This is a genomic window from Hyphomonas sp. BRH_c22 (assembly GCF_000961795.1).
Taxonomy (GTDB): domain Bacteria; phylum Pseudomonadota; class Alphaproteobacteria; order Caulobacterales; family Hyphomonadaceae; genus Hyphomonas.
In genome coordinates this window covers 20,002-41,820 of record NZ_LADU01000033.1, presented here as the reverse complement: position 1 = coordinate 41,820, position 21,819 = coordinate 20,002, and the positions used below count along the sequence as shown (strand labels likewise).

Sequence of the window (21,819 nt, the reverse complement as noted above, 5' to 3'; positions counted from 1 at the left end):
TCTGTCTTTGGGTTGAGTTGATTTCCGCCGTCATTAACTAATGCTTCTCTCTTCAATGGCGCTGCCTGTGAGACCTTTGCGAACATAGAATCCGTTCGGAATAGCTTCCTGGACAAGCGGGACGTGCGAAATCAGGCCGACGGCCCGCGAGTTTTTCACCAGACTGTTTAGGACGTTCAGGACCTGATCGAGGGTGCCTGAACCGTTCTCGGTGTCGAGGCTTCCGAATCCCTCATCGATGAAGATCGTATCGAGGCGGACTTTGCCGCTTGCAGATTCGACAACATCAGCAAGCCCCAGCGCGAGGGCGAGCGCCGCGATGAACGTCTCGCCGCCGGATAGGGTGTCCGTTCCTCTCGACTTTCCCGTGTGCACATCAAAGGCCTGGATGCCGAGGCCGCGGCTACCACGACCACCCTCGGTGTCACGTTCGAGCTGGTAACGAGAAGATGTCATCGGACCAAGCCGGAGATTGGCGGCTTCGAGCACGCGGTCGAACATGGCCCCGATCGCATAGGTTTCCAGCTTAAGGCTTAGCGGATTATCGCCATTCGTGAGCGCCGCGATCTTGCGGAGGGGGCCAGATTCAGCTTCGGCCTTGTCCAGTTTGCGCATCGTGTCTTCGAGACTTTGCCTCAGCTTCTCCAGCTGACCGACACGGTTGCTGGCAGCGATCCGATCTTCCGTTGCTTTGGTCAGGGCGGCTAGGGCGGTTTCATGAGCTTCCTTTACCACGGGAAGATCCGGGCGCGTCAGATCGCCAATCGCCGAGGCCGCAGCGTTTGCGGCACCCTGCGCCTCGTTCAACTCAGTCTCGTACCTTCTGACAGCTTCACTGTCTGAATCGATCGTCGCGATAGCGGGTTTGAGAGACTGGTATACTTCCTCCGTGAGCCCTTGCTCAGACAGACGCGTGCGGAACGTCGCTTCCGCTTTTTCGAGCCGGAGTTTGCAAGTGGCTACCGATTCCTCAGCGCCCTTACGCGCGGCATCGGCGGAGAGGACGGCCTCGCGGGCCGCCTTGAGCACGGCTTCGGCCTTGTCTTTCGCTTCGACCAGTGCGGTCAGTATACGCGACGTCTCATCCATGGCGGACGTGACAGCGCTCTGCGTGCGGAGCGCTTCGGGGACAGCCTCGAGTTTTCCATCGCGGGCGGCTCTGGCTTCGGTCGCAGCGTTGCGGCATTTATCCGCTTCACTGCGGAGGCGTTCGGTCTCGGTTTCTTGGGTTTCAATCTGCTCGTCGAGCGCTTCGATAGCCGCCTCGACTTCCTCAAGATTGACGGCGGGGCCCAGTGCTCCGAGGTCAGCCTCAATCTGTCTGACGTTCTCGAGAATCGCCGCGAGCGTGTCTGTCGGCTGTTCCAGTGATGAGAGAGTTTCCTCACGGGCCTCGAGCGTGGCTTTCAGCCCGGCTAGCTTTTCACTGGCCTCGCGGGCAGCGCGTGCAGCCGTTTCAAACCGGTCGCGGGCTTCGCGGAAGGCCTGATCACGCCCCGCATTCTCGATATCGCCCGTGGCGGGTTTCGGATGGTCGGTCGATCCGCACACAGGACAGGGCGCATCTTTTTCCAGCTTGGTTGCGAGATGCAGGGCTTGCGCGGCGGCCAGGGCTTGCTCCGCTGCTGCATAGGCGGCGCGCGCCTCGGTTTCATGTTCTAGCGCCTTGGCTGAGGCTGCGCTTTCTTTTTCAAACGCCGCTTTCGCCGACCGGGCCGCCGCTTCTGCTTTCCCGTAGTCTTCGGCGGCTTTCTTCTGGGTCAGGAGATACGTTTGCGCTTTCATAAGCTCACCGCGTGCGCTCTCAGCGCTCCGGGCTGACTTGAGTGCGGTGGCGCGCTCTGCGCGAGTACTGCGCAATTGGTCGAGCCGATCTTTGCTCTTCCCGAACGCCGCTTGGGCTATCCGCTGCGCCTCGAGCGCCGCCTGCACGGCTTCGGCGCTGGCTGACGCTGCCTCAAGAACCCTGGCAAATCGCTCAAGATCATCCTTGCGTTTGCGCGCGGTTTCGATCTCGGGGGCTCTGGCCTCTTCTCTTGCCACAGCCTCGATGGCGTCTTTGACTTTTTGTTGGGCCTCGCTCTGCGCTTGTGTGGCTTCGGCGAGCTTTGTTTCGGCGTCCTTTACGTCTTCCCGCGCGGTGACGAGTTGCTCTTCCACATCCACAATCAGCCGGGCGCGCGCCGCCTGTTTCATCCGGTCAGCGATGGCGGCGAATTCCGCCTTGCGACCCATCAGGATGGTGAGCTTCGCCTGCGCCTGTGCCGATGCCACGAACTTGGCCTCAACCGCTTCGGCAGTCCGAAACGCGGTCTCCGCTGCCTGAGCCTGTTGCTTTGCTCCCGCTTCGACGACCGATCGCTCCTCAACCGCAGTTTGGGCTACGTTTATGCCGTCGAGCAGGGCGTCCGTGCTTTCGAACCCTTCGGCATTGAGCCGCGCGGCGCAGACCGCCCGTTCTTCGCGCACCTGCCGTTCGGCCTCAGCGGCCTTGTCCTTCAGGTCAGCCATCAGGGCCTGATAGAGCGAGACGTCGAACAGGTCCCGCAGGATCGTCACGCGTTCATTGGTTTTGGCGGACAAGAACTTCTCGAACCGGCCTTGCGGCAGCAGCACGATTTGCCGGAACTGTTCAGCGCCGTAACCGAGAAGCTCCGAAACGGCAGCATCGACATCGCGGACCTTCTTTTCCGCAATGATTTTGCCGCGTTTGTTAGCTGTGATCTCATCGAGGGCGAGCCCGGTTGCGTCGAACAGATGGGCTTCATGCGCGCTCTTGGTTTCACCTTCGCCGCGCTGTTTCGGGCGCATCTGGTCCGGCTGGCGAACCACCACGAAGCGCCGCTCGCCCACGTCGAAGACGAACTCGACTTCGGTCGCGACGTCAGCGGCGGCATGGTCTGAACGAAGGGAGGTGCGATCCTGTTCCGACTTCGACGCCTCGCCGAACAACGCGAAGGTCATTCCACTGAAGATTGTCGATTTGCCCGAACCGGTCTGTCCGTAGATGCCGAACAGACCTGCTTCAACGGCGTTGCGGAAATCGATGACTTCCCTGTTCGCATAGGGACCAAAGGCCTGGAGTGTGAGTCGGACCGGTCTCATTCCGCATCCTCCCTCTGCCGCAAGCGCGTGAGGGAAGCTTCAACAACGTCCTGTTCGGCATCCGTGATGTTTTCGAGACCGACTTCGCCGAGGAAGTTTCTGACCACGTCCGCTGGCTCAGCAGCGGTGACAGCCGGGCCGTCCACGGACTTCGTCTCAAGCGGGCGCTCATTGCGAACATAAACCAGCTCGCAGGCGTTCGGAAACACGTCCCTCAGGCGCTTCATGCCGTCGATGACGGGTACATCATCTGTCAGCTCCGCCTTGATGAAATCACTCGACGGATCGGAGAGTAGGAGTTCTGCATGTTTGCCGCGCAGAACCCGGGTACGCCTGATCGGCTTGAACGCCACGACCTCGACCGAAACCTGACCGGCCGCATCCATCTCGATCAGGCCCATCGATTTTTCCGAGTCGGCCTCGTCGAAGCCGAAGGCGAGAGGCGAGCCGGAATAACGAATGTGTTCCGCGCCTACCGACTGGGGTCGATGAAGATGCCCGAGGGCGACATAGTGCGCCCCGTCAAAAGCGGAGGTCCTGACCGTCTCTATGCCGCCAACCCGCGTCAGAGACCGCTCGCTTTCGCTGACCGAACCCCCGGTGACGAAGGCGTGCGCGACGATGATCCACCGCGCGCCTTCAGGAATCCGGGCGCGGGCGGCTGCGACTTGCGCCACCAGCACATCCTCGGGCGTATCAATGGTCTCGCTCTCAAAGCACTCGCGCGCCGCATACTCGTATGCGAACGGCAGCGCCGAGATTGCGACCGGGCCATGCTTGTCTGAGAGCAGAAGCGGTGCTTCCTCAGCACTGATCGCACCGCGGATGAGCCAGCGCGAGCGATCCGCCGCGATGGCGGAAAGGTCGATACGGTCCCCTGAGTCGTGATTGCCAGCGATCATGGCGACCGCGGCGGTGGTCTCGGATTTGATTCGTTGGAGAAACCCGTTGAACTGCCGCACCGCACTTTGCGGCGGCGACGCCCTGTCGAAGACATCGCCGGCGATGATCAGCGCATCGACGCCATTCGCCTTCACCGCCTCGACGATCTGGTCGAGCACCGCTGCGTGATCCTCCTCCAGGGAGATCCCGTTGAACTGACGACCGAGATGCAGGTCGGAGGTGTGCAGCAGCTTCATGACTTGTTCCGTATATTTTTTATACGTATACTTTTTTGATGTATAGGTTAACAGGAGTCAAGAGAGGACATTGGATGACGCTCGACGAGCTCAAACATGCCCAGAGACAGCGCCTATTGTTTCTCGACCGGTGCTTCACCTGGCGCGGCGTTGCGCGGCGGCGTGATCTCACTGAGCGATTCGGAATCTCGACGGCACAGGCCGCAAACGATTTTCGGGCCTACCTCGCTCTGATCACTCAGAACGCGCCGGAATATGACGCCCGCCTGAAAGCCTATGTTGCAGCGCGAGATCATCAGCCGATTGCGCCTTCTTCGATGCTGGACGTATTCGGCGTTCTCGACACGACCTCGGATGATGAGTTGCCCGCTGCGCTGCCCCGCGCAAAGCGGTGGCTGGACCCATACGTCGCGACCGTGCTTCACGACGCCATCTCGAACCATCGAAAAGTCAGAATCGCCTACACGTCGATGAGCTCTGGTGAAACGGCTCCGCAATGGGTCGCGCCAACACGGTTTATTTTCGATGGCGAGAGCATTCATTTCCGGGCCTACAGCTATAAACGCGGCGAGTACCGGAACTTTCATCCCGCCAGGATCGAACCTGAGAATGCGTTCCAAGCAGGAGAGATCGAGGCGCCTTTGCCTTTGGATTCCGAATGGCACACGCTGAGCATCATCTGGCTCAGGCCAAGCGCGCGGCTCAGCGCTGCGCAGGCCGCTGTGGTCAGGAGAGAGTATGGCTTCAGCGACGATCTCCTGAAAGTCGAAGTGCGCAAGGCACTCGAGTTCTATCTGGACCGGCGCTGGGGCCTGAATGAAGCGGGTGCGAGACTGGAACGCGTGCGTACGGAGCATCTTCCAATCGAAGCAGGTTGACTAGAATATTCCCGATCGGGAATTTTGTTCGAATGTCACGCGTTCTCGAAAGAAATCTTCCCGAACGGGAATGCAGATTCAAGCTCTATCGAGCTGTATGGGAACATCCATTAACGCAGCAGAGTGTCCAGGCTTGTCCGCTGCCCAGCGTGCTTTTCCGGATTCGTGTCTCGCAGTTTCAGGATGTTCTGCAGCTTCCACTGGACGGCGGGTAGGTCTGCCGCTGACGCTAAATCAATGGCGTCGAAGTCCGGTTCGCCTTCGACCAGCGTTCGCAGAAATTGCGCGGCATTGCCGGTCAGACGGGACTGGACGTCTTCAATTAGCCTGACCCGCTCGTGTTCCAGTTCAGCGACGCTGACCGCATCGACGGTCATGCCGGAAAACTCAACCTCGAAGACGTTTGTTAACGGTGCGAGGTTCGGATTCAACAATTCATGTGGCGGTCGGCTGGAGCTCGCGACATAGACGAGGAAGGCCCTGAAAAGATCATCCGTGATGCCCTCATTCTCGTAAAGCAGCTTCACGTCGAACAGATCGCGCGGGTGCTGACGGTCAAGCGCGGCATGGAGTTTTCCGGCATAGAGATCCTCGAACGCGACCAGTTTTGTCTCTGCGAACCCGAATTCGTCCTCGACCGTTGGTGTGACGCGTTTGGTTTCGGGCTCGAAGACCACGCCGCGTGTCACAGGGGAGGTTTCGACCTTCACGGTCGCAGACCCCCGCCGGAACAGGACGCGGGTTGCGCCGCCGCCACCGCCCGCGATCCGGGTTGCCGTCACGCCTCGCACCTTTGAACCCGCCTTGGCGATGCGGTCCATCGCGACGTCGATGTCCGCTAGCGACTGCACGCGGTCCTTGATCGGCAGGAAGGTGAGATCGACATCGACCGACAGGCGCGGCAGATCACGATAAAACAGGTTGATCGCCGTGCCGCCTTTCAGGGCGAAGTCTTCCTCTGTCGCCACCGCTGGCAGAAGATCGACCAGCAGCCGGACCTGATCCACATATCGCTCACGCGCCATGGCGCGCCTCACTTTGCGGCATCAGCTCCGGCGGCACGGAGATCGCGTAACGCGGATGAAACTGTCCCTTGTCAAAGAGGGCACGAGGTCCCGAGCCGAGGTCGAACCGCTCGGGCGAGAGATGTCGGCGCCAGGCATGGCCATGCTTGTCGGCAAAGACGAAGAAGAGCCGCTTGACCTTGATGCTGGTGCAGCACGCCAGCAGCTTCTCCAGACGGCGGGGGCGCGCGGAGGCGAGGCCTTCGAAGACCGTATCGACGATATGAACGCTCTCATGCTTGGGCAGCTCGTCCAGCAGTTCGAGGATGGCGCGTTCCGGCGTTGAACATTTCAGTGGGCCAACCGGGGAGTCGACATCCGTCGTTTCCTCATCAGCGTGCATGTCGAACAGTTTGGTGCTGTGCAGCCGGTAGCGGCCAGCCTCATCCAGCCGCTTGAGCCAGGTCGGATGCGCTTCGCCATAGAGGTGGACATCCTGATCGCCGCGCAGCGGCAGATAATGGGCGAACCCCTGCAGCTCCAGCGCGGTCCGTCCGCCGACGACCGATGAATAGTCCATGACGTGCTGCAGCGAGCGTACGACGAGTTGCCAGTCTGCGCTGCGAGCGTCAGCCTTCGGGCGTCGGTAGAGGCCGCGCACGACCGGTTCGAGCCAGCCGCTGTCTATGTATTTGTGGGCGAGCATGCGCGTGATGCCATGACGCTGCAGTGTCTGCGTATCGACCAGCCGACCTGGCAGGACGGTCTCCAGCAGCCATTTTAGCTTTGTCTCGTTTTGTCGCCTCATGGGATACAAAATAGACAATTTTCGAAACTTGGCAAGCAGATAGTTTTGAGCGCAGCTTACTTGGTATACCTTGGGGATACGAAATTCATTGAACTCGAAACACGCCGGGTCGAACAAACATGCCAGCACACCCGCCATCACTCACGGCCTTCGAGCGCGTTCATGACGGCGAGGCCGACGCTCTTGGCGGCCTCCATCGCATGACGATCCGACAAATGGGCATAGCGCTGCGTGGTCTCAGGACGGCTATGCCCGAGCAGTGTACCGATGATCGGAAGCGACAGGCCGTTGGCCAGAGCAAAACTCGCAAAGCTGTGCCGAAGATCGTGCTTCCGGACATCCGGCAGGCCCGCTTCCTCGCGCACCAGTCTCCAGACCGCCTGCGTCCCGCAATAAGGACCTGTGCCCGCATTATTGAGAAAGACCCAGGTCGGGTGCAGTCGCGGCAAAGCCTTGAGAATATCCAGGACTTGCGGCGAGATCGGCCGGATCGACCGGCCTGACTTGGTCTCTTCAAACCGGAAGAAGGAGCGGTCGAAATCGATCTCAGACCATTTCAGCTCTTCGATCTCTTTGGTCCGCGCGCCCGTCATCAGCAGCAGGCGGATAATTGTGATGCCAGTCACACGACGATCCATATGTTCCCACTCATCAAGGCATTTACCGAGACGGTGGGCCTCAGCCACAGAGAGGTAGCGTTCCTTCTTGCCATCCGGCGCGAGCCTGAGATTGGCCGCAACATTCTGATCCACGAAGCCGATATCTTTCATATAGGCGAGGACGCTCTTGAAGCTGACCATTGTCCGCTTCGCTGTCCCGGTCCCGCCCGTGGCGCGGCGCACCCCATGCTTCTTCGTCTTCTGAACCACAGCTGTCCGGCCAGCGGTGATATCGTCACGCAGCAACTCGACATCCCGGCGTGTCAGTTCACGAAGCTTCTTGTTGCCGATTGCAGGGATGAGGTGAGCATCCATCCGGCTCATCTCATTCCGGATGTTACGCGGGTCTCTGGCTTTGCCTGTTCGCCGGTTGCGGTGCGCCGCTTCGGCGTGCCAGATCTCGATGGCTTTTGCGACGGTGATGTCTGCTTTGGCCTTGGCGGCAGCGTCAATCTCTTCCCGGCGATCCTCACCGAGGCGGGCATTGGCAAGATAGACCTGAGCCTCCTTGCGCGCCATCTCGCACGTCATCGTATTGGAGGCGGCAATGCTCACCCGTCTCTGTTTTGCGCCGCGCCCGACACCAACCCGATAGGACACGATGTAGGCCTTGCGTCCATTCGCTGCGACCCTGAGACCAAAGCCGGGAAGCTCCAGGTCCCAGATAATGTAGGGCGACGTTTTCGGCGCGGCCAAATCGACGACACGCTTCGTAATCTTGACCTTTTTTCCTGTTTTTGACATCCAATCCTCCGGTTTGTCCGGTGGCGACTGGGTTTCCTGACTTTTGAGTCAGCACGGAGTCGGACAAATAAATCCAAAAACTCCAGCAACTGCGGGCCATTGAGCCCGAATTTGAGTCAGCACCATGTCAGCACCGCGAGCCGTAAACGGCTCCAATTTCTCGCAAGGTCTCGCAAAACCGCGACCCTCAAAAGTCATCATAAACCGCGCTAAGTGCTTGTCGTAGAACGTTTTTTCGCAAGAACTTGCAAGGTGCCGCTGACTCTCGCAAACATGGTAGGGTCAAACTCCGAAGGCAGAGGTCACAGGTTCAAATCCTGTTGGGTGCACCAGAGGTATTCATGCGTTGATGCGCAATTGCGCCGCATAGCTCCACCGGCAACGCTCCGTGGATTTTTGGAACGGCGGAATTCAATCTCCTGGTGTTTCCTTCGCGTTTCAGTGTGCTGCGCCTGTGGGGCCATGGCAGCCCGATTGGGCGCCCGTGATTCCAGTTGGCGGAACCGACTGATGCCTCATTCGTTTCGGCATTGTAATGTTTCAAGGAAACCGGTCTCATGATGCCGTGCAGTACACAGTTCGAATATAGAGCCTGGCCTTCAGAAGGCATGCCTCACGTTGAAGCCCTGCACCACATGTTCGGTATTGGCGTTGCAGAAATCAGGACCGACACGTACGTCCTTTCAGCGAACCGTCCGGAATGGTTCATGATCATGCGCGGCGGAACGCGAGTCGAAATCAAGGTGAAAATCGGAGAACAGGATCCCGTATCGGCGTGGAAGATTCTGCTGAAATCGGATTTTCCTTTACGGCGCAGCCTTGTCCGTACGCTCCAGGAGACTTTTCCGGCTGCGGAACTTCCTGACCGTATTTCCGCCCCCGGCGATCTTTTATCCTGGGTTGGACAGGATGCGTCCATCTGCGCGGTCAGCAAACGCATGGTGCATTTTCAACGCGGAAACTGCACAGCGGTATTGGCGCAGGTGGAAGCGGACGGGTGCTGCGCCGAAACCTTCTGTTTGACGGCGAAGCGATATGAACCTCTCGTCGCCGCGCTGGAAATGATTCCCGGGCCTCGCCTGCCGAACCTGCATTATGGATCATGGCTTCAACGCAGCGTCCTCGGAATCCCACCCGCTCCCGTCGCGGAGGACGCGCAGAAAGCAGAACGTGCATCGTCATGGCGCGCGGCGTTCCTGGCTTTACCCGTCGGGTCAAGAAGGCCGGATGCCGCCCTCCGCTGGTAGGGCCCGGATGGGTGCGACAGGCGGCGTTTTCGGAAAGCTGCAAAAGCATTCGCCCGGCGTCAGGACTTCACAGCCAAAACAATCATATGCCCGTTCCCATATTCACCCGCTCCGGTGCACCAAGGTTCTCATGGCCCGCCCGGACATAGACTTAACAGTGTGTGCCAGAGAGATGGGTTACACATTTGCTCCGAACAGGTTGTCGATTGCCTGCAGAGTTCCCTGCTCAAGGTCATCGTGTATGGGTGTGACGAGCCCTATGCCGTCGTCGGCTTATCTTATGCCGACACGCTGACCCGCACGCAGCCTTGGAGCCATCTGGTTTGGAGCCCGCGCCATGCCGCATGATAGTCCCGGTTATCGGCCGATGGAAAGGCCCGAGCCGTGCAGGCATAGTATCCTGAAACCGCAAAATACCTGCATGCATGCACCTTGATCGTCGAAACGAATGCGCTGGCAGGACGGACAATTCATCAGGGCCTTTGAAATAGTCCTAATCCAGAGTATAAAGAAAGAAAACAGGGTGGGACCTGAGGAAGTCGCAAAACTGGGTTTGGCGCCATCAATCCGGCGGCCAAAGCGATCAAGCGTTGCCACCACAATCCATTGGGCCATTCGGCCTGGTTGCTCCGTCTGCACAATGACGGAATTGAATTGCTGTGGAGAAAACAATGACAAAGATACTTGGAAACGCCGGACGATTGGTTGCCTTCGGATTGGCATCCGGACTGTTTTGCGCAGGCGCCTTCGCGCAAACCTTCACTTTCTCATCCACGTCTGAAACGCCGACAACTGTTGGCGCCACAACCCCGCAAGGAAGTGTCGCTGGCGCGTACTGGACAGGCACCACGACGACGACCTATGCCGATGGAACCAAGGGAGAAAGCTCTTTCAAATGCGTTTCGACAAGCCAACCGCCGCGCGATTCCATATTCATGGTCCACGGCGTATGCGACGGCGCAAGTGAAGACGGAAACTATACCGTGTACACCGGCTGCAACTTCATGGATGCCGAAATGACAACCATGAGCTGTGTCGGCGGCCTGATCGGCAAGTCGGGCGATTTGGCCGGGCGCACCGGAACCCTGACGCTCTATTCAAAAGACAGCACATCCACCGGAACCGGCCAATGGCACGAATAAGCCGTTAAGCCGCCGCCCTGCGCACATATGCCCTCTGCGCAGGGCGCCCCTTAAGATCCGCCCCGCTCCTTCAGACAGCTCGCCTGTAACAGACATCGATCAGGTCTGGAGGGCATGACGCATGGGGTTGTTCCCCACTTTTTCGCCCACACACCTCCCCGCTGACACAGTGCCACAAACGCCTGTTTGGCAGAGCGTCCTGCGGCGAAGGTCGGACTGCTGCAAAAAACTAAATGCAGCCTGGATGGAACCCTTCCGCTGCGAGCGCATCTCCTTGACAGGCCGCACATCGGTGCATTGGCCTACAGGGAGTCCATAATGAACAAGATATTTGCTGCGGTATTGCTCGGAGGCGCGCTTCTGGCGGCTCCGGCCGCGTTTGCAGACGAGGCGCGTGACACGCTGCTGAAAGCAGAAGCACAGATCGAGGCGCTCGATTCGGCGGACGCTGCGATGGCCGCCTCCGTTGATTATCAGGAGACCCAGCTGCGCCTCCAGGAAGCGCGCGACGCAGAAGCCAAGGGCCACGATGAAGAATCGGTCTGGCGCTCCCAGGAAGCCGCTCTTCACGGCGAAATCGTCCAGGAAAAAATCAAGCTCCACGCCCTCGAACGTACCGTGACGGAAATCAAGACCGGCATCGAAACGCTTCGCCGCGAACTCGTCTCATAAGGCAGACCCACATCATGGCACATTATCTCAAAACCACGGCCGCCATTGCGGCGCTCACCATGGCTCTTGCCGGGTGCGCCTCGGCGCCGGAACCCAGCTCCCGCCTGCTCACCGCCGAACAGTCGCTAATGGCGGCCCGCGCCGACCCTGCCACCGTGCAGATGGGGCGGACATCGCTGGAAAAAGCCGGCGTCGCCCTCGCTGACGCGCGGGAACACTATATGGACCGCGACGAGGACGACTATATCCACGCGATCCGCATGGGCGAAGGCTATGTCGCGCTGGCAAAGGCCCGCGGCGGCCAGATGAAAGCCGAAGCCGAGATTGCCGCACTCAATGCGGAACGGGCCGAAATCGTCTCGGAAACCCGCAAGCTGGAGGTTGCACGCGCCGAAGCCGCCACGCTTGATGCGCAGTCTGAAACCGCGTCAGCAGAAGCTCGCGCCGACCAGTCTGATGCCAGCGCCGCCACGTCCCGGGCCCTGACCGCCCAGGCGGAAGCGCGTGAGAAGGCCCTGCGCGAAGAGCTGGCTGACTATGAGCTCAAGCAATCCGCGCTCGGCATGACGATGATCCTTCAGGACCTGCAGTACGCAACGAACTCGGCTGTCCTGACCGCCGGCGCGCAAGGCCGGCTGGCGCCGCTGGCAAACTTCCTGCGCAAGCAGCCGGAGGCCCGTATCCAGGTTGTCGGCCACACCGATGCGCAGGGCGATGACGCGTTCAACCAGGACCTGTCACAGCGCCGGGCCGCCTCAGTGGGCGCCTATCTCGTGACCACCGGCATTGATGCAAGCCGCATCGAGGCCATTGGTAAGGGCGAATCGAGCCCGGTTGCCTCGAATGATACCGTGGCTGGCCGCACGGCCAACCGCCGCGTTGAAGTCACCATCCTGGACTGATCCCGGACCTGATTTTCAAGCAGTGATCAAGGCGGCGCGCGAGTGCCGCCTTTTTCTTTGCCTGTTCCCACCAGAGGTGCTCGCCCAGGCCTAGGTACATCTGCGTATTCTTTCAGGATGCACCGACCGGTAAAAACCAACTAGCTCGGGATGTGTGAATGCGCGCGTGTGGGGGACGGAAGATGCTTGTAAACCGGAAAATTCCAATCGTGCCGGATCCTGTCACTTTTGACGCCTTCGCTGATGGGCTCGAAAAGTCCATCGTGCACCTCAGGGCGATCACTTGGACTGCCACGGGCGATGAAGAGGTTGCCGAACGCATTGTCGCCGGTTTCCTGCTGCAGATTCTCGAGCAGGAAATTCCGCGCCCCGCCGAACTGCTGCCCGACACGATTGAAACCCTCTACCTTGCCTATCTCGCGGATGTTCTTGAGACGGATATCGTCAAGGTTCCCGCCGTTGAAGGCGCGTCGGTTTACCTCTCGCTGGAACAGCTCAGCGAGCTCTTGCGCTAGTCCCCGCGCGCAGCACCCTCTGGACCAACCCTGAACGCCCCACGCTGCGGCGGGCCAAGAAAGCATCCCCCTTGACGCAAGACGACGAAGACGGCCGCGCTCCCGCCCTTCCCAAGGCCCATCTCAATGGTGGCAGCTCCGGCAAGATACCGCCAACGGTTCGCGACGCCATCCGGTCAGCCGCGCAGGACAAGGCAGATACGCCGCTGTCAGACCAGCTGAAGGGCCTTCTCCAGCGTATCCGGAAGCTGACATCCAGGGACTGAACAAGAATCGGCCACCGCCCGCGCCTCAAGGCTGAACCGCCGCGCTCTCTCATGTTTTATTAGCGTGTCGCTGCCAGACTGGCCCCGCGGCCTGAAGCTTGCAGGATGCAGGCCGGGAACGGGCCGTCGGACGATGGCCCGTGAAGGGCGTATCGTCGGGAGCGAGCGGCAGTCATGAACCTTTTTTTCAGGTTCCTCAGGATATTTCTTCCCGCATATTTTACGGGAAAGCGGACGGCGCCGCTGGACGTGCATGTCATCAAGTCAGCGGTCTGGATCGGTGATCATGACCCGATGGGCCACATGACCAATTCGCGTTACGCCTCGTTCACAGATCTCGGCATGCTCAACTACATCGCGCGGACAGGGTTCCTGAAAGTCTTCCGCAAGCATGGCTGGACCCCGATCATCCAGAGCGAGGCGATCAGCTTTCACCGCATGATGCGCTTCCCGCAGAAATTCGAGCTGCACACCCGTCCCGTCGGCTGGGAGGGCAGCTATATCCTGTTCGAACACGTGTTTCATTCGAAGGGCAAAATCGTCGCCGAAAGCCGGATGGTCGCCCGCCTTGTCGGCCGCAAGAAGGAACGCGTCACCATCGACATGGTCTTTGACGGCTACGGCATCCACATGGACAGCCCGGAGATTCCCCCGGCCTTCCGCACCATGCTTGATGACCTGAAAGCCCGCCCCTAGAACGTAAAGCCATTCGGCAGTAGCGCGTCCGGCGTTGTCATTTCAAGCGCGTCACCCGCGTCGGCGGCGCAATAGACCACCGTTCCGGCGACAGCGAGTTCGGTGATGCGCTGGCGGCAGCCGCCGCATGGCGTGATCAGCCTGTCTCCGCCTGCCACGATTACGATGGCCCGGCATGTCTTGCCGCCAGATGCCACCATGGCGCCCAATGCGACGGCTTCCGCGCATGTGCCGAGCGGGTAAGCGGCATTCTCCATGTTGCAGCCCACCGAGACCACGCCGCGCTCGTCGAGCACCGCAGCACCGACCTGGAACCCTGAATATGGCGCATGGGCATTCAGGCGTGCCTGTCGCGCCGCTTCAATCAGGGAAGAAACATCCGTTTCTGGCAGCTTTGTCATAAAATATCCCAAGCTTTCCGGGGGTTGAAAGCAGTTCGCCGCCTGATCTTGCTTGCCCGGGCGGGCCTGTTGGTTAGCATGCCCGCCAACCGGCCTACAAGGCCAGCGAAAGGGAAGTCGAGAAGCGCATGGTGCCACGTCCGATCATCATAGACTGCGACCCGGGGGTCGATGACGCCGTCATGCTGATGATGGCGCTGGCCAGCCCGGCGCTGGACGTGCGCGCCATCACCACGGTGGCTGGCAATGTGCCGCTGAACCTGACCAGCCGGAATGCGCGCATGATGTGCCAGATCATGGACCGGACCGACATTCCGGTGTTCGCCGGATGCCCCCGCCCGATCCTGCGCGAGCCCGTGACGGCCGAACACTTCCACGGCGATAGCGGGATTGCGGGCCTCGATCCGTTCGAACCCGATGCGCCGCTCGCGGCCGGCCACGCTGTCCAGCACCTGATCGACACGCTGCGCGCGGCCCGGCCCGGCCAATACACGATCGTCGTGACCGGACCACTGACCAATATCGCCACCGCCATCATCATGGCGCCGGACATCGCACGCGGCATTGACCGTCTGGTCATCATGGGCGGCGCCGATACCGAGGGGGGCAACATCACGCCCTTCGCCGAGTTCAATATCTTTGCTGATCCGCACGCCGCCGCGATCGTATTCGACAGCGCCATCCCGTGCACGGTGCTCAGTCTCGACGTCACCCACCAGGTGCGCGCCGAACCTGAACGCCTCACCCTCCTGCGCGCACTGCCTGGCCCGCGCGCCGCGATCATGGTGCAACTGCTTGAGGCCGCCAATGTGCTGGAAGCGCGCTGGAAGGAAGGCCGGATGACCCCCATGCACGACCCGGCCACCATCGCCTGGCTGCTGGCGCCCGGCCTGTTCGAAAGCCATCAGGCAACCGTCTCCGTCGATACCGCCCCGGGAGACCGGTTCGGGCAAACCCGCGTCGCCCTGTCTGAACCCGGCCCGCATGAATGGGTGACCATGGCTGATGCCGATGGCTTCTTCGCCCTGATCGAACGTCTGGTAAACAACACATGATCACCGTCACCGGCTCCATCAATCTCGACATCGTCGCCACTGGCCCCACCCTGCCCCGGCCCGGCGAGACGGTCACCAATGCCCGCCTTGCGCGCCATCCCGGCGGCAAAGGGGCCAACCAGGCCCTGGCGGCACGCCGCCTCGGTGCAGACGTTCGTCTCATCGGCGCCGTCGGCGCCGACGACATGGCCGAGGAAGCCCTGAAACTGCTGCAGGCCGGCGGCGTCGACCTTTCCGGTGTGCAGCACATCAATGGCGAGACCACCGGCGTCGCGCTGATCGCCGTCGCGGCCGATGGCGAGAACCTGATCGTGGTCTGTCCCGGCGCCAACAAGGCTCTGCGGCCTGCAGATGTCACGAAACAGTCCATCACGCACATGATGGGCGTCCTGGAAATCAGCGCCGACACATTGCTGGCAGCCGCCGAGGTGGCAACCGGCTTTGTCAGCCTCAACCTCGCCCCCGCCATGGCCGTGCCCGACGCACTCCTCGCCCGCGCCAGCCTGCTCAGCGTCAACGAAACCGAAGCGGCCTTCTATGGTGACGCCTTGCATGCGCAGGGCGCGCTGGTGGCCATCTCGCTCGGCGGCGAAGGCGCGGCGCTCTACCGTGATGGCAGGGAGATCGCCCGTGAGGCCCCTCCGCAGGTCCAGGTCGTCGATACGGTCGGCGCAGGCGACACGTTCACGGCGGCCCTGACCGTCGCCCTGATCGAAGGCATGCCCGAGCGCGACGCCCTGCGTTTTGCGGTGACGGCCGGTGCACTCGCCTGCACCCGCCCCGGCGCCCAGCCAAGCCTGCCGCAGCGTGCAGAAGTTGACCGTCTCATGCGGGAGACGTGGCGATAGGACCCGCCCGGGCGGCATTGACCGCGCGCCGCAAATCCTCTTGAGGTCGCCTTACCGTTCCAGACCCGGAGACTGCCCCATGACCCGCCTCCTGCTCCCCCTTCTGCTCACCCTTGCCGCCGCCCTTCCCGCCCATGCCTGGGGCAAGACCGGCCACCGCGTCGTCGGCGCCGTTGCGCAGACCTATCTCAGCCAGACAGCCGACGCGGCCGTGAAGGACATCCTCGGCCCCGAAGGCATCGCCGAAGCATCCGACTGGCCGGACTACATGCGTTCCAGCCCGGACGATTTCTGGCGGTCAGAGGCTAACCCCTACCATTATGTGACCATCCCGAAGGGCACGACCTATGCCGAAGGCACGGCCCCGCCGGAGGGCGATGCCATTACCGCGCTCGCAAAATTCCGCGCCGTGGCGCTCGACCCGGATGCCGCGATTGAAGACCGCCAGCTGGCCCTGCGCTTCATCGTCCATCTCGTCGGCGACCTGCACCAGCCATTGCATGCCGGCAATGGCACAGACCGCGGCGGCAACCTTTTCATCTGCACCTTCTTCGAGGAAATGACCAACCTGCACGAGGTCTGGGACGCGCGCCTGATCAATTACGAGGAATTGTCCTATACCGAATGGACGCAATGGCTGGTCCAGAAGATCACGCCGGACCAGCTTGGCGACTGGGCCAAGGCGCGCCCGGCTGACTGGGCCGACGAAAGCGCGGCCATCCGCGACACGATTTACCCGGATACGCAGATCCTGTCCTGGGATTATGTCTATCAGAGCCGCCCCGTCCTGAAACAGCGCCTGTCCATGGGCGGTGTGCGCCTTGCCGCTTATCTCAACGAAATGTTCGAAACGGCAGCCCCCGCCGCCGAATAGGGGGGATCAGGCGCTGGCGCGGTTGATGCGGCGGCGCTGGACGCTGGATGGAATGTTCAGGCTCTCGCGGTACTTGGCCACGGTGCGCCGGGCGATATCGATGCCGTAGCCGGTCAGGATTTCGACGATCTGGTCATCGGACAGGACGCCATCGTCCGTCTCGCCGTCGATCAGGATCTTGATCCGGTGACGGACAGCCTCGGCCGAATGCGCCTCGCCGCCGCCGGTTGCCGGGATCGAGGCGGAGAAGAAGTATTTCAGCTCGAACAGGCCCCGCGGTGTTGACATGTATTTGTTCGACGTCACCCGGCTGACCGTGGATTCGTGCATCTCGATCACATCGGCCACTTGCTTCAGGTTGAGCGGACGCAGGTGCGCAACGCCGTGCGCAAAGAAGGCATCCTGCTGGCGCACGATCTCGCTGGCGACTTTCAGGATCGTCCGGGCACGCTGGTCCAGCGACTTGATCAGCCATGTCGCGCTCGAGGCGCATTCGGAGATGAATTCCTTCTCCTTGTCGCGCATCGGCAGGGCCGTGACCTCGGCATAATAGGCCTTGTCCATCAGCACGCGCGGCAATGTCTCGGCATTCAGTTCAACGGCGAACATGCCATTGGGAAGCTCACGCACGAAAACATCCGGCGCCACAGCAATCGTCGTATCGCTGGAAAAGCCGCTGCCCGGTTTGGGTGACAGCTGGCGCAGCTCGGTCAGCATGTCCGCAAGGTCAGCCTTGTCCACACCGCATACATCAGCGAGCGCCTTCAGGTCGTGCTTCGCCACCAGGTCGAGATTGGCCAGCATGGCCTCCATCGCCGGATCAAACCGGCCGCGATCCTTCAGCTGCAGCGTCAGGCATTCGGAAATCGAGCGCGCCATTACGCCGGTCGGCTCGAAACCCTGGCAAACCGCCAGCACGGCGGCCACATTGGCAACGTCCGCGCCCAGCGCCTTGGCAACATCCTCCAGCGGCGCACGCAGGTAGCCGGCCTCGTCCGTCTCGTCGATCAGCCGCGCGCCGATCAGGCGGTCAGCCGCCGACAGGCCGGCAATGTTCAACTGGTTGTGCAGGTGTTCATGCAGGGTGACGTCAGAGCTGAGGTTCGCCGTGAAATCATATTCTTCGCTGTTGAAGCTGCCGCCCGATGTGGCGCTTGACCAGTCGGTCTGGGCCGAGGGGCCGGAGCCTTCCGCCGGCATGGCCGCATCCGATCCCGTGCCCGGCTCGAACACATCTTCGCCCGGCGCATCCAGCTGGTCGCGGGCCGCGCCCATGCCGGAATTGTCATCCAGGGCGAGCTGTTCGCGGCGCGCAGGCGCCTCGCCTTGCTCGGCCGGTTCGCCGGCATTATCGTCAGCCTTGTTGAGCAGCGGGTTGCGCTCGATCTCGGCCTCGACAAACTCGGCGAGTTCCTGATTGGAAAGCTGCAACAGCTTGATCGCCTGCTGGAGCTGCGGCGTCATTACCAGGGACTGGCCCTGGCGCATGTCGAGTGACTGTTTCATTCCTTAAGCCCGCGCCCTCAAAATCAAGCGGCGAACTGTTCACCCAGATAGACCCTGCGCACGTCGTCATTCTTCAGCACTTCTTCAGGCGTGCCGTTGAACAGGACGTCACCATCATACATGACATAGGCCCGGTCCACGATCTGCAGCGTTTCGCGCACCTGGTGGTCCGTAATCAGGACGCCCAAGCCACGCTGCTTCAGGTAGCGGACAAGTTCGGAAATATCGGAGATGGCGAGCGGGTCGATACCGGTGAACGGTTCATCCAGTAGCATGAAGCTCGGACGGGATGCCAGTGCACGTGCAATCTCGACCCGGCGGCGTTCACCTCCCGAAAGGGACGTGGCCGCCTGGCCGCGAAGATGTTCCACATGCAGCTCGCTCAGCAGGCTGTCGACCTGTGCCATGCGCGCAGACCGGTCTTTTTCGACCAGTTCTGCCACTGCCATGACGTTTTCTTCTACTGTCATTCCCCGGAAGATGGAGGCTTCTTGGGGAAGGTAGCCCACGCCGAGGCGTGCGCGCTGGTACATTGGCAGGCGCGTCACATCTTCCCCATCGATCGAAATCGATCCGGAATCTGCGCCGATCAGGCCCATGATCATGTAAAAGCAGGTCGTCTTGCCGGCCCCATTGGGTCCAAGCAGGCCGACAACTTCCCCGCGTTGCAGGGACAGAGACACATCGCGCACCACCTGTCGCTTGCCAAAGGATTTGGCAATATTCTTAACGACAAGGCCTTCGGCCGCTTCAGTCATCTCGTGGTGTGTCCCTGTTCACGGGCAGTATTGTCGCCCCGTTACCGGCATAGCCTGACATACTTAAGATCGGCTTCACGCTATTGCTCGAATTTTTCAGTTGCCCGCTGTATCCTGATCGGATTCGATCACCATCCGGGTGCGCCCGGTGCCGCCATCCAGCGTTGTGCGGCGCTTCCCGACTTCCAGTTTCAGCGTCTGGCCCTCGGCCACATCGCGTTCGCGCATCAGGGCCACATTGCCCGTCATCGTGATCGTATCCACTGCTGCGTCATACACGCCGCGGTCGCCCTTGGCCTTCATTTCCGGTGTCACGTAGAAGACATTGCCCTCGGCGACCAGGGTCTGGATCTGGCCAAAGCCGGAGGCGACACCCCCTGCTTCGCTGCTCGGTTTTCCGGCGAAAATGATCGTCACCGTGTCCGCGCGAAGGCGGGCCGTGCCCTGCTGGATGTCGACATTGCCGATCAACAGGACCTTGCGCTCGCGCTCTAGACTCTCCGTGCGCTCGGAGTCGATATAGATCGGGCCGCCTTCGGACGAGATTTGCGCCATGGCAGGGCTTGCGAGGGCCGAAACGGCCAGGGCCGCGCCGAGAAACTTATGGATTGCCATCTGCACCACTTTCGTCGGTTACCGGCGCGTCAGGCTCGGCCGGATAAATCACTGTTTTTACATTACCCTGAAAGACGACCCGGTTGCCACCGTCAAGGATTTCATACGAATCCGAGCGAATATCGCCGAGCGGGCCCTTGCCCTCCAGCGGCGACATGCCCTCTACCCAGTCCTTGCCGACATGCACGCGGGCCGCTGCCGTCTTGAAGGAATAGCCCGAGGCATCGGTAATGACGACGTCATCATACAATTCCAGAATGCCGGCATCCCGGTCATACATGCCCGATGGCGCCCGCACTTCGCTGCCTGCCGCATCGCGCAGGATCGGTCCGACCAGGTCAACGGCATTGGCCGTCAGTTCCTTGCGCCGCGCCGCCTCGGCCGTGATCGTGAAGCTCTGGCCGGTCGAATCGCGCCCGGTAAACCGCGGATTCAGCATCGTGACGACTTCCTCGCCCGAGATTCTTACCGGGACCGCATCCCGGGTCAGCGCGCTCTTGATGATATATCCCACAAACAGGCCGATGGAGACGGCCGCGCAGGCCATGAACAGCACACGCAGGCCCCGGACCAGATCGGAACGCTTGCGCGCCTCGGCCAGCGTCATCTGCCGGCGGGGCACCCACAGCGAGGCTGGATCGTGATGCTTGACTGCGTCCATGAAAGCGCCTGCGGCCTGTTACAAAGTCCTGTCGGCCGTGTTTACAGTCGATACGGGCGAAACGAAAGCGCCCTGCACATGACGGTTGCGTCACGTATGCGCGAAAATGTCCTGTTCGCCCCAGCCGGCCAGGTCGAGTGCGGCCCGCGTGGGCAGGAAATTGAAGCAGGCCTGCGCCAGTTCCAGCCGCCCCTCGCGGATCAGCATGGCTTCCAGTCCGTCCTTGATGACATGGAGGTGGAACACGTCAGACGCAGCATATTGCAACTGGGCATCGGACAAGTCTGATGCGCCCCAGTCGGAACTTTGCTGCGCCTTGGACAGGTCAATTCCCGCAATTTCGCGGGCGACATCCTTCAGGCCATGCCGGTCGGTATAGGTCCGCGCCAGTTTGGAGGCGATTTTCGTGCACCAGATCGGCGCGCAGTCCACGCCCAGCCAGTGCTTGATCATGGCCACGTCGAACCGGGCGAAGTGGAACAGTTTGATGACCTTCGGATCGCTCAGCAGGGCCTTCAGGTTCGGGCAGTTGAAATCGCGCCCCAGCTGCACGAGATGCGCCGTGCCGTCGCCCGATGACAGCTGCACCAGTGTCAGGTGATCGCGCAGCGGGTTGAGGCCCATGGCTTCGGTATCGATGGCCACCACCGGCCCGAAGTCGAGGTTCCTGGGCAGGTCGCCCTTGTGCAGTGTGATTCCGTTCATGGGCAGCGCTTTAGCATGGCTGGCGTTAAGGGCAAATGACCGGATCAGGCCAGAATGCCGGGCCAAATCCGGTTTGACCTCACGCCATGCCTGAAGATAGCCTGAGGTATCGAAGGAGGGACAATGATGAAGACACGCATGATAGGCGCCTGCGCCCTTGCCGCAGCCATGACCGGCTGCACATCGGCTGATCTGGCCGCCTTCTCGGAGGGACTGGCCGAAGCCTCTTATCAATCCTCCTACCAGGCTGCCTACTACCCCCCTTCCGGCACCATCTACTCACCCTATGCGCCCCATGCCTTCTCCACCTATTCCGGCTGGCCATCCGCCTATTCGTACGGACAATACCTTGGTCCCCGGGGGTGTTCGAATACCGGCAGTTTCTACGTCTGCGACAGTGATGGTGACGGTTATGCCGACATGTACGGCAACACTGATGACGGCTCGTATGCCAGCTCACACCTGCGCGTAAACGGGCGCGGCGAGGCCTATGCCTGGAATAGCGACTGCGCCTGCTGGGAACGCGAACGATCGCTTGATGGGGCCCGGCGCGATTATCACGACCACTACGATGACTATGACGATCACGATCATCGCGACCGCCACCACGACTGAACCT

At 61.0% G+C, this 21,819-nt stretch carries 23 protein-coding genes; 12 read left to right on the top strand and 11 right to left on the bottom strand.

Translation table 11 applies throughout. The features are described from left to right. Window positions 1-33: 33 nt before the first annotated feature. Both VR74_RS05025 and VR74_RS05020 read right to left on the bottom strand, forming a co-directional pair. Window positions 34-3,105, bottom strand: a complete 3,072-nt coding sequence (locus VR74_RS05025; protein ID WP_045694913.1) for an SMC family ATPase — start codon at window positions 3,103-3,105, stop codon at window positions 34-36. Next, the gene (locus tag VR74_RS05020) at window positions 3,102-4,244 is read right to left on the bottom strand and encodes an exonuclease SbcCD subunit D (RefSeq protein ID WP_045694912.1); all 1,143 of its coding nucleotides are present in this window, start codon (window positions 4,242-4,244) and stop codon (window positions 3,102-3,104) included. Before VR74_RS05020 ends, VR74_RS05025 begins: the two co-directional genes overlap by 4 nt. A gap of 74 nt (window positions 4,245-4,318) precedes the next feature. Between VR74_RS05020 and VR74_RS05015 the strand changes: the two genes are divergently transcribed. Next, window positions 4,319-5,122 (top strand): WYL domain-containing protein, encoded by an 804-nt coding sequence (locus VR74_RS05015; RefSeq protein ID WP_045694911.1) that lies wholly within the window; start codon window positions 4,319-4,321, stop codon window positions 5,120-5,122. Between the two features lie 110 nt (window positions 5,123-5,232). Here VR74_RS05015 and VR74_RS05010 read toward each other — a convergent pair whose 3' ends face one another. The 3 genes from VR74_RS05010 to VR74_RS05000 form a co-directional block, all read right to left on the bottom strand. Then, window positions 5,233-6,147, bottom strand: coding sequence for a nucleotidyl transferase AbiEii/AbiGii toxin family protein (locus VR74_RS05010; protein ID WP_045694909.1), 915 nt, complete (start codon window positions 6,145-6,147; stop codon window positions 5,233-5,235). After that, a complete protein-coding gene (locus VR74_RS05005) occupies window positions 6,137-6,934 on the bottom strand; it encodes a type IV toxin-antitoxin system AbiEi family antitoxin domain-containing protein (RefSeq protein WP_045694908.1) in 798 nt (265 codons plus the stop codon). Before VR74_RS05005 ends, VR74_RS05010 begins: the two co-directional genes overlap by 11 nt. A 137-nt stretch (window positions 6,935-7,071) precedes the next feature. After that, window positions 7,072-8,337, bottom strand: a complete 1,266-nt coding sequence (locus VR74_RS05000; RefSeq protein ID WP_045694906.1) for a site-specific integrase — start codon at window positions 8,335-8,337, stop codon at window positions 7,072-7,074. A 557-nt stretch (window positions 8,338-8,894) separates the two neighbouring features. On the opposite strand from VR74_RS05000, the gene VR74_RS04995 reads away from it, so the two are divergent. The 7 genes from VR74_RS04995 (at window position 8,895) to VR74_RS04965 (ending at window position 13,777) form a co-directional block, all read left to right on the top strand. Then, window positions 8,895-9,584, top strand: coding sequence for a hypothetical protein (locus VR74_RS04995; RefSeq protein WP_045694905.1), 690 nt, complete (start codon window positions 8,895-8,897; stop codon window positions 9,582-9,584). Between the two features lie 671 nt (window positions 9,585-10,255). After that, window positions 10,256-10,726 (top strand): hypothetical protein, encoded by a 471-nt coding sequence (locus tag VR74_RS04990; RefSeq protein WP_045694904.1) that lies wholly within the window; start codon window positions 10,256-10,258, stop codon window positions 10,724-10,726. Window positions 10,727-11,044: 318 nt separating this feature from the next. Further along, a complete protein-coding gene (locus tag VR74_RS04985; RefSeq protein ID WP_045694902.1) occupies window positions 11,045-11,398 on the top strand; it encodes a DUF4398 domain-containing protein in 354 nt (117 codons plus the stop codon). A gap of 14 nt (window positions 11,399-11,412) precedes the next feature. Continuing rightward, window positions 11,413-12,300 carry an OmpA family protein gene (locus tag VR74_RS04980; protein ID WP_299949636.1) on the top strand — a complete coding sequence of 296 codons (888 nt, stop codon included), beginning with the start codon at window positions 11,413-11,415 and terminating at the stop codon, window positions 12,298-12,300. A 182-nt stretch (window positions 12,301-12,482) separates the two neighbouring features. Then, complete coding sequence (locus VR74_RS04975) at window positions 12,483-12,815, top strand: hypothetical protein (RefSeq protein ID WP_045694900.1); 333 nt, start codon at window positions 12,483-12,485, stop codon at window positions 12,813-12,815. A 71-nt stretch (window positions 12,816-12,886) separates the two neighbouring features. Continuing rightward, window positions 12,887-13,081, top strand: coding sequence for a hypothetical protein (locus tag VR74_RS04970; protein ID WP_045694899.1), 195 nt, complete (start codon window positions 12,887-12,889; stop codon window positions 13,079-13,081). Between the two features lie 174 nt (window positions 13,082-13,255). After that, a complete protein-coding gene (locus tag VR74_RS04965; protein WP_045694898.1) occupies window positions 13,256-13,777 on the top strand; it encodes a thioesterase family protein in 522 nt (173 codons plus the stop codon). Here the strand turns inward: VR74_RS04965 and cdd are convergent. Further along, entirely contained in the window at window positions 13,774-14,178 is a 405-nt protein-coding gene (cdd, locus tag VR74_RS04960; protein ID WP_045694896.1) for a cytidine deaminase, read from the bottom strand. The genes VR74_RS04965 and cdd overlap by 4 nt on opposite strands. A 128-nt stretch (window positions 14,179-14,306) precedes the next feature. On the opposite strand from cdd, the gene VR74_RS04955 reads away from it, so the two are divergent. From VR74_RS04955 to VR74_RS04945, 3 genes are all read left to right on the top strand, one after another. After that, entirely contained in the window at window positions 14,307-15,233 is a 927-nt protein-coding gene (locus VR74_RS04955; protein ID WP_045694895.1) for a nucleoside hydrolase, read from the top strand. Then, window positions 15,230-16,081, top strand: coding sequence for a ribokinase (locus VR74_RS04950; RefSeq protein ID WP_045694893.1), 852 nt, complete (start codon window positions 15,230-15,232; stop codon window positions 16,079-16,081). Before VR74_RS04955 ends, VR74_RS04950 begins: the two co-directional genes overlap by 4 nt. A gap of 79 nt (window positions 16,082-16,160) precedes the next feature. Beyond that, complete coding sequence (locus VR74_RS04945; protein ID WP_045694891.1) at window positions 16,161-16,955, top strand: S1/P1 nuclease; 795 nt, start codon at window positions 16,161-16,163, stop codon at window positions 16,953-16,955. A gap of 6 nt (window positions 16,956-16,961) precedes the next feature. Here VR74_RS04945 and rpoN read toward each other — a convergent pair whose 3' ends face one another. The 5 genes from rpoN to VR74_RS04920 form a co-directional block, all read right to left on the bottom strand. After that, the gene (gene rpoN, locus VR74_RS04940; RefSeq protein WP_299949634.1) at window positions 16,962-18,461 is read right to left on the bottom strand and encodes an RNA polymerase factor sigma-54; all 1,500 of its coding nucleotides are present in this window, start codon (window positions 18,459-18,461) and stop codon (window positions 16,962-16,964) included. Window positions 18,462-18,484: 23 nt separating this feature from the next. Next, window positions 18,485-19,219 (bottom strand): LPS export ABC transporter ATP-binding protein, encoded by a 735-nt coding sequence (gene lptB / locus VR74_RS04935; protein ID WP_045694890.1) that lies wholly within the window; start codon window positions 19,217-19,219, stop codon window positions 18,485-18,487. 96 nt (window positions 19,220-19,315) lie between these two features. Next, window positions 19,316-19,834, bottom strand: a complete 519-nt coding sequence (locus tag VR74_RS04930) for an LptA/OstA family protein (protein WP_045694888.1) — start codon at window positions 19,832-19,834, stop codon at window positions 19,316-19,318. After that, window positions 19,821-20,495 (bottom strand): LPS export ABC transporter periplasmic protein LptC, encoded by a 675-nt coding sequence (gene lptC / locus VR74_RS04925; RefSeq protein ID WP_045694886.1) that lies wholly within the window; start codon window positions 20,493-20,495, stop codon window positions 19,821-19,823. The genes VR74_RS04930 and lptC overlap by 14 nt, the downstream gene beginning before the upstream one ends. Window positions 20,496-20,585: 90 nt before the next feature. Next, window positions 20,586-21,200 (bottom strand): ribonuclease H-like domain-containing protein, encoded by a 615-nt coding sequence (locus VR74_RS04920; protein WP_045694933.1) that lies wholly within the window; start codon window positions 21,198-21,200, stop codon window positions 20,586-20,588. A 123-nt stretch (window positions 21,201-21,323) separates the two neighbouring features. Between VR74_RS04920 and VR74_RS04915 the strand changes: the two genes are divergently transcribed. Further along, window positions 21,324-21,815: a hypothetical protein gene (locus VR74_RS04915; RefSeq protein WP_045694884.1), complete on the top strand. Its 492-nt coding sequence runs from the start codon at window positions 21,324-21,326 to the stop codon at window positions 21,813-21,815. Window positions 21,816-21,819 lie beyond the last annotated feature (4 nt).